Raw genomic sequence first — 10,191 nt, 5'->3', positions numbered from 1 at the left:
CCGCGCCGGCCCGCGCTGACTGGCCGGTCGCGGGTGCCGACCGCGCCGCGGTTGCAGCGGCATCCGCTGGTGCAGACGTGCCGACGGCCGACCGAACCGGGGGAGAGGCCGAAGCCGCGGCATCCGTTGAGGAAGCCGCACCGACGCCCGTGCGCACGATGCCGGTCGGACCTGTCTCGTTCGGGCAGCTGCAGGATTCCTGGCCCGAGATTCTCGAAGCCGTGCGCACCGCCAAGGTGAGCGCCTGGCTCGTGGTCTACACGGCGCACCTGATCGAACTGCGGGGCGACGACGTCGTGGTGCTGTCATTCCCGAGCGAGGCGGACGTGGCGAGTTTCAAGCATTCGCCCGCTCCCGGCATGGGCGTGAGTGATTTTCTGCGCACGGCGATCGTGGCCGTGCTCGGGCTCAAGGTGAAGTTCATTGCCCGGGAAGAACCCCGTCCGCCGCGGCCGCCCGCGCCCGGTACTCCCATCACGTCACCGCCGGCGCCGAGTGCCGACGCTCCGGCAGATGGGGCCCCGGTCGATGGCGCCCCGGAAGGCGAGCCACCGGTCGATGAGGCCCCGGTCGATGACGAGCCATGGGCCACCGGGAATGCGGGCGAGTCGTCCCCGGCCGTCGCGCCGTCGCGTCCCGCCGATGCGGCTCCGGATGCCCCGACCGCTTCGGGTACCGCGACCACGGCCGGTGCTCAGCCGGCGGTACCGGCCCCCGCCCCGGTGCCGAGCCCGGAAACGACCACCTCGAACGGATGGACCACGGTCGCCATTCCCGGTTCCGGTTCCACCACGCCGCCGGAAGCCGCGCCCGCCGCGTCGGTCGTGCCGCCTGTCACGCCGGCGGTATCGCCCACACCTGCTGTGCCGTCCCCGGCATCCGCACCGGCGTCCGGCAACCGGGAGCCGGAACCGCCCTTCAACGACGTGCCGCCGCCCTTCGACGACGACGTGCCGCCGGAACGCGACGCACCGCAAGAGGAGCGCATGCCGTCAGCATCCGCTCCGTCGGCACCGACACGGGCACCGGCACCGGCACCGGCACGGACCGCCCCGCCGGAGCCGAATCGCCAGGAACGTGCGGCACCGACCCGCAACGCGCCACCGCGCACCGGCGCCGCGCCGAGTTTCGCCGAGAAACAGCGCTACGGCGAGGCCGTGGTGCGAGAGATTCTCGGGGCAACATTCATTGAAGAACAGCCGTACTTCGCGGCCGCACCGCGACCGAGAGGCGACTAGGCCATGTACGAAGGTATTGTTCAGGAACTGATCGACGAGCTCGGCCAGCTCCCCGGCATCGGGCCGAAGTCCGCCCAGCGCATCGCGTTCCACATTCTCCAGACCGAAAAAGTCGACGTGACGCGCCTCGCCAACGTGTTGCTCGAGGTGCGCGACAAGGTGAGGTTCTGCGATATATGCGGCAACGTGTCCGAGGCGCCCACCTGCATGATCTGCCGGGATCCGCGTCGAAACCCCGCCCTGATCTGCGTCGTTGAAGAGGCCAAGGACGTGGTGGCGATCGAACGCACCCGTGAGTTCAAAGGGCTCTACCACGTGCTCGGCGGTGCGATCAGCCCCATCGACGGCGTCGGACCTGATGATCTGCGCATCCGCCAGCTCATGCAGCGGCTCGCGGACAACACCGTTCAGGAAGTCATCATCGCTACCGACCCGAACCTGGAGGGCGAGGCGACCGCGACGTACCTGTCGCGCCTGCTGACCACCCTCGAGATCAAGGTGACACGTCTCGCGTCGGGTCTACCCGTCGGCGGCGACCTCGAGTACGCCGACGAGGTCACCCTCGGTCGCGCCTTCGAAGGCCGCCGAGAGGTCACGCGCTAACCACCATCGGTCAAACCCGGTCACGTAAAACCGGTGTTTTCGCCGACACGCCGCTCGGGGTGGCACCTCGCCCCGGCGTGTCTCAGAATCCCCGGTTTTAGACCGGGGATCGTCCGGTCCCGTCCGGTCCCTTACGTCGGTCGTGCCGGTTCCGTAAAACCGGTGAAATTCACGACACGCCGCTCGGGGTGGCACTTCGCCCCGGCGTGTCTCAGAAACCCCGGTTTTAGACCGGGGATCGTCCGGTCCCGTCCAGTCCCGTCTGGTCCCCGTCCGGTCCCGTTACGTCGGTCGTGCCGGTTCCGTAAAACCGGTGAAATTCACGACACGCCGCTCGGGGTGGCACTTCGCACCGGCGTGTCTCAGAAACCCCGGTTTTGGCGTCGTGGACGCGCTCGCGCTCGACGCTCTCTCGCCCGGTGGCAGCGTCGCGAGGCGTCATATGGTGGGCACCAAGCAGGTGCGACATTTATACTGGGGGCTTGGGCCCGGCCCACCTACCACCATCTCAGGAGTGATTTTGGCTTTGATCGTGCAGAAGTTCGGCGGATCATCCGTCGCCGACGCCGAAAGCATCAAGAGGGTTGCGCGGCGCATCGTCGACACCCGCAAGGCGGGCAACGAGGTTGTCGTGGCCGTCTCCGCGATGGGTGATTCCACCGACGAGCTGCTCGACCTCGCCCACCAGGTCACCCCGCTGCCGGCCCCGCGCGAGCTTGACATGTTGCTCACCGCGGGCGAGCGCATCTCCATGGCGCTGCTCGCCATGGCGATCAAGAGCATGGGCTACGACGCGCGGTCGTTCACCGGCAGCCAGGCCGGCATGATCACCGACGCGAGCCACGGGTCCGCGCGCATCGTCGACGTCACGCCCGGGCGCATCCGCGATGCCCTCGACGAGGGCGCTGTCGCCATCGTCGCCGGCTTCCAGGGTTTCAACCGGGACACCAAAGACATCACCACCCTCGGTCGCGGCGGTTCCGATACCACCGCCGTGGCCCTCGCGGCCGCCTTGGGGGCAGACATCTGCGAGATCTACACGGATGTCGATGGCGTCTTCACCGCAGACCCGCGCGTCGTGCCCAACGCGCGCAAGCTCGACCGTATCTCGAGCGAAGAAATGCTCGAGCTTGCGGCGGCCGGCGCCAAGGTCCTGTATATACGCGCCGTGGAATATGCCCGCCGTCACGGTGTGACCCTGCATGTGCGGTCATCCTTTAACAACAACATCGGCACCATCGTCTTCAATGCCGATACTGCCCGCGCGAATGGAGAGACAGTGGAAGAGCCAATCATCGCCGGTATCGCCGCCGACCTGAGTGAAGCCAAGGTCACGGTTGTCGGTGTGCCCGACATCCCCGGCAAGGCCGCGCTCATCTTCAAGATCGTGGCGAAGACCAACGCCAACGTGGACATGATCGTGCAGAACGTGTCCGCTGCGGCCACGGGCCTCACCGACATCTCGTTCACCCTGCCCAAGTCGGAGGGTGAGAAGGTTCTCACCGCCCTCACCAACGAGCAGATCAACGTGGGCTTCGCGAGTCTGCAGTACGACGATCAGATCGGCAAGCTCGCTCTCGTCGGCGGTGGCATGCGTACCAACTCCGGTGTCTCCGCCAAGCTGTTTGAAGCGCTCTACGAGGCTGGAATCAACATTGAGATGATTTCCACCAGCGAGATTCGTATCTCCGTCGTCACCCGTGCGGACACCATCAACGAAGCCATGCGCGTGGTACACACCGCGTTCGGGCTTGACGGTGACGTGCCGGTCACCGTGCACGGCGGTACCGGCCGCTAACCAAGCCACCGCACTTGCTCGCATTACCGCTCTATGTTAGGAAATCACGTGACCAGTAGCACCGCAGGAATCAACATCGGCGTCGTCGGAGCCACCGGCCAGGTGGGAGCCGTCGTGCGCAAGCTGCTGGCCGAGCGCGACTTTCCCGTGGCGAGCATCCGTTTCTTTGCGTCGGCGCGGTCGGCCGGCAGGACCTTGCCCTGGAAAGGGACGGACATCGCGATCGAAGACGCGAGCACGGCCGACCCGTCCGGGCTCGACGTGGCCATCTTCTCGGCCGGCGCCTCCCTCTCACGTGCGCAGGCGCCGCGGTTCGCTGCCGCCGGAGTCACCGTGATCGACAACTCCTCCGGCTGGCGGACCGACCCCGAGGTGCCCCTCGTGGTGAGCGAGGTCAATCCTGAGGCCATCAAGCTGGCCGTCAAGGGCATCATCGCCAACCCGAATTGCACCACGATGGCCGCGATGCCCGTGCTCAAGGTTCTGCACGACGAGGCCGGCCTCGAACGCCTCATCGTCAGCACGTACCAGGCCGTCTCCGGCAGTGGCCTCGCGGGGGCGTTCGAGCTCGCCTCCCAGGTGAGAGTGGCCGTGCAAGACGAGAACCTGCTCGGATTCGTGCACGACGGCACCGCCGTGGAACTCCCCAAGCCCACGATCTACGCCCGCCCGATCGCCTTCGACGTCATTCCGCTCGCCGGTTCGATCGTCGACGACGGCACCTTCGAAACAGATGAAGAACAGAAGCTGCGCAACGAGAGTCGCAAGATCCTTGAGCTGCCCGAACTGCTCGTGTCCGGCACGTGTGTCCGGGTTCCCGTTTTCACGGGTCACTCCCTGTCCATCAACGTGGAGTTCGCCAGCCCGCTGACCGTGGCGCGTGCGCGTGAACTGCTTGCGGATGCGCCCGGAGTCGAGCTCACGGACATCCCGACGCCCCTGCAGGCCGCCGGACAGGACGCGAGCTTCGTCGGCCGTATTCGGCAAGACCCGGGCGTGCCCGACAACCGCGGACTCGCCCTGTTCATCAGCAACGACAACCTGCGAAAGGGCGCGGCCCTCAACGCTGTGCAGATCGCCGAATTGGTCGCCGCGGAGCTGGTCGCTGCGTAGCCGAACTCGACCGTCGCCGGCCCGCCCAACCGAGCGGGCCGAGCGACACGTCCACGGCGGGTAACTGGCCCCCGAAAGAGTCACCGGCTCGACTAAACTTGGGTTGTGTGAGGCACAATCGGTTGTGGAGCGGGGTACGACGGACGGGGTTCGTGCTTTTCGCGAGCGCTGGCGTCGGCGTCATGATCTACGCCGCGATGCAGATACCGCGGATGTCGGAATCACACTGGCTCATCGCCGTGGTCGGGTTAGGCTGCGTTGTCGCTCTGGAGTCGAACCGGTTCTGGGTGGGATGGGCGCCCTATCGCAGCCTGTCGTTCAGCCTGCCCATTATGGCCCTGCCGATACTGGCACCGGTGCTGGGAGCCGGGTCAGCGCTGGGAGTCCTGGCCCTCGGAACCCTCCTGCGCGCGGTCGCACGCACGGGTCGGTGGCCGATCGCGCTCTACGCGGCCGGCCTGGTTGCGGCCGGAGCCTGGTTCAATCTTTTTCTCTTCACTGCCCTGCGGGCAACGGATGTGCCCCTCCTGCTGGCCGTGCTGCTCTCCGCTTTCGCCTACGTCGTGGCGGTCCTGTTCGTCGAAGTCGTTCGCCGTGTCAGCATCGGAGCTCCGGTAGAGTTCGGCGCCTTTGCGGCGACGTCACCGCTGCGCGGCGCGGTCATTCTGTTCGGTGCCGTGGTGCTCACCGTCGTCGCCGCGTTCTGGAACAACCCGGCGCTTCCGTATTACACGGAGGAGGTGAGATCGCGCAATGCGGTCGTGTTCCTGCTGCTGGTCGCGCTGGTCGCCGTCGTGAGCAAGGCCAGCATGCGCCTGTTCGACATGCGTCGCCGTTTCACCGGGCTCATCAAGGGAACGGCCGCGCTGAACGCCAAGTCGTTCGGTCACGCCACCGACTCCGCCTCCTTCGCGGACCTCGTGCGCCGGGCCGCCGCCGCGGCCATCGGTGCGGAGTCCGTCACGATTCAGAACCACCCCGGGTCCCGGCAGGAAATAGCCTCAGCCGTCACGCTGGTCGAAGGTCAGCTGCTCTTCATCGTGGCGCACCGCGATCCCCTGGACGTGGCGTTCAGCGCCGATGACCAGCGTGCCCTCGACGCCCTGGCCCACACCACGGATGTCGTCGTGCGAGCCCGCGACGACATCGGCGGACTCACCCTGCGGGCCAACACCGACCCCCTTACCGGCCTGCCCAACTACGGCGCCTTCCAGGAGGCGCTCGCCAACATCAACGATCACCGCAGTTACTCCGAGGCGCTCGCGGTGCTCTTCCTCGACCTGGACGAGTTCAAGCGCCTCAACGACAGGCTGGGACACCAGGCCGGCGACGACGTTCTGCGCGCCCTCGGAAAACGGCTCCGCCTGGCCGTACGCCCCTTCGACGTCGTCGCGCGGGTAGGCGGCGACGAGTTCGTCATCATCCTCACCCGGCTGTCCTCGCTTGCCGAGGCCAAGGGGATCGCCGACGCCATTCTCGCGGTCTCGGGGGAGCCCCTGGTCCTCGGCGACAACACCGTGCGCCCCATCCTGAGCATCGGCCTGGCCTACTCCGCCCACCGTGAAACGGATGTCTCCCAGCTCGTTCTTGACGCCGACCAAAGCATGCTGTCGGTCAAGAAGTCCCGCCGCAGCGGAGGCCCGGCCCACGAGAGCAGCATCAGCATCTCGGGGCATAGCTCTCCGCAGGTGAATGACAGCGTCGCTGAGGCCATCAACCACGACCTGCTGGAAATGGCGTACCAGCCCATCGTGAGCCTCGTCACGAGCCAGATTTGGGCTTTCGAAGCGCTGGTGCGCTTCACCGACCCGGAGCTGGGTGCCCTCTCGCCGCCATCGCTCGTGGCCAAGGCGAAGGGGCTGGGCCTCCTCGACGAGCTCACTCGCCAGGTCGCCGTAAAAGCCATGGCTGCTGCGGCCGAATTCCGCCTGGTTGAACCGCGCATCGTCTGTATGACCGTGAACGTCGAGGCCCTGCAGGTCTTGCCGGAGAGGCTCGGCACGTTTGTGGAAGAACTCGCCGACCGGTATCCCGAGATTTCGCTCTGCCTGGAACTGAATGAACGCTCCGTGGCCAGGGTCTCCCTTGAGGTCCGGGCGCAGGTCGATCACCTGAGGGACATCGGAATCCTCATCGCCCTCGATGACTACGGCTCGGATGATTCCTCCGTGGATTCCCTCGTGCGCGTGCCCATGGACATCCTCAAGATCGATAAGAGCCTCGTCGACGACCTGGAAGATGTGCGCCAGCGAGAGGTTCTGACGGCGCTTCAGGGCTTCGGCGACAAGCTTGAATACTCGATGATCGTCGAGGGGGTCGAAAATGCGGCCATGGCGAGGTCACTGATCGATCTGGGCATCCGCAGCGCCCAGGGGTTCCACTACGGCGTTCCGCGGAGCCTCGCGCAGACCCTGGCACGCCTCGAAGAGTATGGCTCCGAGGCGGTGCTTCCCGAGGCGGTGCGTCCAGAATCCGAACTGCTCGACCTCGCACCCTCCGAGCCTGTCTCGGAGCGAGCCCGGGCGTCGGGTAGCGCACCGTCGGCGCTGTCGGTCGAGACCGCGGCTGCCTCACACCCCGAGCTGTCGCACGACGACGAGGCGCGCTCTGGCACGCGGCCGACCGAGTCGCTCCCGGCGTCGTAACGATCATGTCGGTGCGCGACGAGGGGCACACAGCAATCAACCGCGCGGTCTTTCTGACTCAGCTGATCGTCACCGGGGCCACGCTCGTGCTCGTGATCGTGTCCCTCGTGGTCGCACCGCAGCTCGTGCGAGACCCGCTCTATTTCGGCGGGATCCTGGTGATCTTCCTGGCGACGGGCGTCGCGGCCGGTGTGCCGTGGCACCGCCTGGAGAAGAGGTGGATCGCGGTGATCCCCATTCTCGACCTGATCGGCATCGCGATGGCACGCGAGGGCACCACGCTTCTCGGCGCCTCATTCCTCCTCGTTTTTCCGGTGATCTGGCTCTCGACACATTTTGGGGCTCGCGGCGCCCTCGGCAGCGTCGTGCTCACCACCGTTCTGCTGTTCGGCGTGCTGTTTCTGAGCGGGCACGGCATCGCCGCCGGTGACATTCCGCGGCTGACCATCCTGCCCGTCACCCTGGCGTTCCTCGCCGCGACAACCTACGGCACAACGAAGCGGGCCGCGGCGCAACGGGTGCTGCTCACGCAGCAGGCGGTGTTGTTCGAGGACGCCCTTCGGCGCTCCACCCGCCAGGAATCGATTCTCGATGCGCTGTTCAACTCCGTCGACTTCGGCGTGGTCGGCTTCGACGCCGCCGGGCGCACCACCTTCATCAACCGGGCCCAACGCGAGCTCTTCACCCGCGTCGGCGCCGAGGATACCGGTGGCGTCGCCCGCGAGCCGGTCTTCCGCGAAGACCGGGTGACTCCCTACGCGATCTCGGACACCCCGTATCAGCGGGCGCTCCGGGGCGACACCATCGACCGGGTCACCGTGTGGCTCGGTGAACCGGGAACGCCCCAGACGGCTGTGCTCATCTCCACCCGCCCGATTCTCGACGCGAAGGGCAACGCTGACGGCGGCATCATGGTGACCCGCGATGTCACGGCCGAAATCCGGGCGATCACCGCCCGTGACGACCTCGTCGCCTCTGTGTCCCACGAACTGCGCACGCCGCTCACGTCCATCCTCGGCTTCCTCGAACTGTCCCTCGACGACGCCAGCCTTGCTCCCTCCACGCGTCGCATGCTCGAGGTCGCGTCGAAGAACTCCGATCGCCTTCTGGCGCTCGTGGCGGACCTGCTGACCACCGCCAGCACCGCAAAGAACGAGCTCACCATCGTGCTGGCGCCCTGCGCCCTCGATGGGATCGTGGCCGACGCCGTCGAATCGCTGCTGCCGCTTGCCGCCGAGCGGAACATCCGTTTCGAGCAGGGCGACCTGCCCGTTGTCGAGGTCTACGCGGATGCCTTTCGGCTCCGGCAGGTGGTGGACAACGTCGTCTCGAACGCGATCAAGTACAACGTTGCGGACGGCCGCATCACGGTGACCCTGAGTGCAACGGAAGCGGCCGCCGAGCTGCGCGTGACCGACACGGGCCGGGGCATGACCGACGATGAGCAGCAGAACCTCTTCAGTCGCTTCTACCGGGCGGATTCGGTGCGTGGATCGAGCGTGCACGGCACCGGCCTGGGGCTCAACATCAGTCGCGAGATCATGCGTCGGCACGGTGGTGACCTGCGACTCGAATCCACGTTCGGCGTGGGCACGACCGCGATTGCCACGCTGCCGACCCGGGCCACCCCGGTCGAGGCGGTGAAGCGCTGATGCTGCTGGATGGTGCCACTCTCGTGCTGGTGAGCGGACTCGTCACGGTTATCTGTGGGATCTCTGTCATCGCGAACACCGCTTTTCTGCGCAGTGACGACGCCGGAAGGGTCTGGAGCATCGCCTACATCTCGGCTGTCATGTCAGCGGTGTCGTACAGCGAGCGGGTACTCATGCGTGGCACCGAAACGTGGTGGACCCTCGTGGTGGGGCACTTTTTGCTCGTGGTTGCCATCGGCGCACTCTGGTCGGGCCTGCGTCTGCACAACGGGCGCAGATCGCTGCTGTGGGTGGTGTTGCTCGTGGCGGGCGCCGTGGCCCTGGCCGCAATGCTGCGCGGAACCGGCGAACATGAATTGACGGCCACCCTGGAGCTGTCGCTGGCCGCCGCGCTGCTGAGCGGTTTGGGCTGTGTTGAAGCCACCAGGGCCCCTCTGCAACGCAATCTGAATGCTCGGATCCTCGCTGTCGCCTTCGGCGTGCTGGCGTTCTTCGGCCTGCTCCGTGTCGTCGTGTTCCTCTTTTACCCAAACCTCTTCGTCATGTCATTCAACCGGGGCTTCGCCTCTCTCGTTGCCCTCTCGTTCGTGATCGTGGCGACGATCACGATTTCGGTACTGCGGGCGGAGCAGGGCGGCCGAACCGCGGTGGGCGACCGCAACCTCGGCATCCATTCCGCGGCCGGCGCGTTGACGTTGACGGCGTTCGCCCAGGCAAGCATCGACCACCTCGACCGGGCCAGAGAGCGTGAGGTGGGCCTCGTTCTCGTGCGTGCCGAGATCGACAACCTGCCGGCGATCAACGCCGCCTTCGGCCGGCGGGCCGGCGATGAAGCGATCAGCGAGTTCACCCGCATGCTGCGCGCAGCCCTGCCGGTGATGAGCCTCATCGGGCACAGTGACTCCGGCCGCTTCCTGATACTCGGCCGGGCGGCGTCACGCACCGACGCGCTGGCGCTCACCGAGCGAATCCGTACCGCCATGGTGCAGAATCCGCTCTCGAAGCTATCCAGCATCCGCCTGACGGCGAGTTTCGGTATCGCCGACACTTTCGATCACGGACACGATTTTGATGCGCTGCGTGCCGCAGCGGATGCCGCGCTGGCCGTCGTGCGGGAGCGAGGCGGAAACGATGCGGTCGTC

General features: G+C 66.6%; 6 protein-coding genes and 1 pseudogene. All 7 read left to right on the top strand.

Annotated elements, in window-relative coordinates; all coding sequences use genetic code 11:
* Positions 1-1,238 (top strand): annotated as a pseudogene (locus JF66_RS23630) (hypothetical protein); the annotation flags it as partial.
* 3 nt (positions 1,239-1,241) lie between these two features.
* Positions 1,242-1,841, top strand: coding sequence for a recombination mediator RecR (gene recR / locus JF66_RS11785; protein WP_035878148.1), 600 nt, complete (start codon positions 1,242-1,244; stop codon positions 1,839-1,841).
* A 520-nt stretch (positions 1,842-2,361) separates the two neighbouring features.
* A complete protein-coding gene (locus JF66_RS11780) occupies positions 2,362-3,639 on the top strand; it encodes an aspartate kinase (protein WP_035878147.1) in 1,278 nt (425 codons plus the stop codon).
* Between the two features lie 48 nt (positions 3,640-3,687).
* Complete coding sequence (locus JF66_RS11775) at positions 3,688-4,752, top strand: aspartate-semialdehyde dehydrogenase (protein WP_369798006.1); 1,065 nt, start codon at positions 3,688-3,690, stop codon at positions 4,750-4,752.
* Between the two features lie 152 nt (positions 4,753-4,904).
* Positions 4,905-7,397 carry an EAL domain-containing protein gene (locus tag JF66_RS21755; protein WP_051973464.1) on the top strand — a complete coding sequence of 831 codons (2,493 nt, stop codon included), beginning with the start codon at positions 4,905-4,907 and terminating at the stop codon, positions 7,395-7,397.
* 5 nt (positions 7,398-7,402) lie between these two features.
* Positions 7,403-9,049 (top strand): cell wall metabolism sensor histidine kinase WalK, encoded by a 1,647-nt coding sequence (locus JF66_RS11765; RefSeq protein WP_035878145.1) that lies wholly within the window; start codon positions 7,403-7,405, stop codon positions 9,047-9,049.
* Positions 9,049-10,191 (top strand): diguanylate cyclase (locus tag JF66_RS11760; protein WP_035878144.1); only part of this gene is annotated, 1,143 nt, incomplete at its 3' end. The genes JF66_RS11765 and JF66_RS11760, both read left to right, overlap by 1 nt.

It is taken from the genome of Cryobacterium sp. MLB-32 (assembly GCF_000738085.1).
Classification (GTDB): domain Bacteria; phylum Actinomycetota; class Actinomycetes; order Actinomycetales; family Microbacteriaceae; genus Cryobacterium.
Note: the sequence above shows the minus strand (reverse complement) of the source record. Positions and strands in the feature narration are given on the sequence as shown.